Raw genomic sequence first — 1411 nt, 5'->3', positions numbered from 1 at the left:
GTAGAGGGTCAAAGGGCGCGCGGCAACTCCCATCGTGGCGCTCAGCGTGAACCGCCGCGGCCCGCCGCGCCATCAGGAAACGGCTGATACGGGCCGGTGCGGAAGCTGAGCCTGCCCGCTCAGGACGGCGTGCGCGCGCCGCTGCGCCACGGCTGGTCGAGCGAGCTGAGGCCCTCGCACAGCGCATAGCGGGTCAGCTCGGCGAGGCTGCTGATGTCGAGCTTCTGCATCACATGCTCGCGGTGCGTCGCGACGGTCTTGATGCTGACGTGCAGCCGGTCGGCGATCTGCTGCGTCGACAGGCCTTCGGACAGCAGCTGCACCATCTCGCGCTCGCGCGGCGTCAGCGCCGCGGTGCCGCCCGCCGCCTGCGGCTGGCCGCGGCTGCGCACTTCCTTGACGACCAGGCCGACCAGTTCGGCACTCAGGTGCACCTGGTCGGCCATCGCCTTGCGGATGGCCAGCGCGAGCTCGTCGTACGAGCAGTCCTTCAGCACGTAGCCCGAGGCGCCGGCCTCGAGCACCGCGAGCACCATGCGGCTCTCGGCATGCACCGACAGGCACAGCACGCGCACCGACGGGTCGTCGGTGCGGATGCGGCGCGTCGCCTCGACGCCGTTCAGGCCCGGCATCGACACGTCGGTGACGACGATGTCCGGCCGCAGCTCGCGCGCCAGGCGCACCGCGCCCAAGCCGTCGTCGGCCTGGCCGATCAGCTCGATGTCCTTCTCGCGCGCCAGCAGGGCGCACAGCCCGTCGCGCATGATGCGGTGATCGTCGGCCAACACGATGCGGATGCCCATGGTCRTTCCTTCGATGCGTGTGCTGTCGGTGCGCCGTCGTTCAGGCCGCGGCGAGTGCCGCCGTGCCCACCGCATTCGGCAACAGGATCGTGATGCGCGTGCCCAGGCTCGCCGCGGACGAGATCTCCAGCCGCCCGCCGATCGCCTGGATCTGCGCCTGCGTGCTGGCCAGCCCGAAGCCGCCGGTACGGCTGAAGACGCCGCGCGAGGCATCGGTTCGGAAGCCGACGCCGTCGTCGGCGACGCACACCTTCAGGCAGCGGCCGTCGCACCACGCGGTGATGCTGACGCGCGCCGCATGCGCATGCTTCTGCACGTTCAGGCACAGCTCGCGCACGCCGCGGAACACGACGGCGAGCACGGCCTCGGGCAGGCTGAGCGGTGGCATCGCGCCATCGAAGCTGACCTGCAGGCGGCTGTCGGCGGCAAGGCGGTCGGCCAGGCTGCGCAGGGCCTGCTCGAGGCCAAGGCGCAGCACCGGGCTGCTGAGGTCGAAGGTGGCGGAGCGCGCAGCGCGCGACGCCTGCGCCAGCAGCGCGCCGATCTCGTCGTGCAGCGCCGTCGCCTCGTCGCCCGGCGGGCTGTCGCGCAACGCACCGAGCTTGAGC

General features: G+C 71.9%; 2 protein-coding genes. Both read right to left on the bottom strand.

From position 1 onward, the window contains the following. Positions 1–119 precede the first annotated feature (119 nt). The gene (locus AC1D15_RS32255) at positions 120–803 is read right to left on the bottom strand and encodes a response regulator transcription factor (protein ID WP_169672690.1); all 684 of its coding nucleotides are present in this window, start codon (positions 801–803) and stop codon (positions 120–122) included. A 40-nt stretch (positions 804–843) separates the two neighbouring features. After that, the coding region (locus AC1D15_RS32250) for a sensor histidine kinase (protein ID WP_477829266.1) at positions 844–1411 on the bottom strand (568 nt) is incomplete at its 5' end.

It is taken from the genome of Rhizobacter sp. P2_H2 (assembly GCF_056403375.1).
This window is presented reverse-complemented; position numbering and strand designations above follow the sequence as displayed.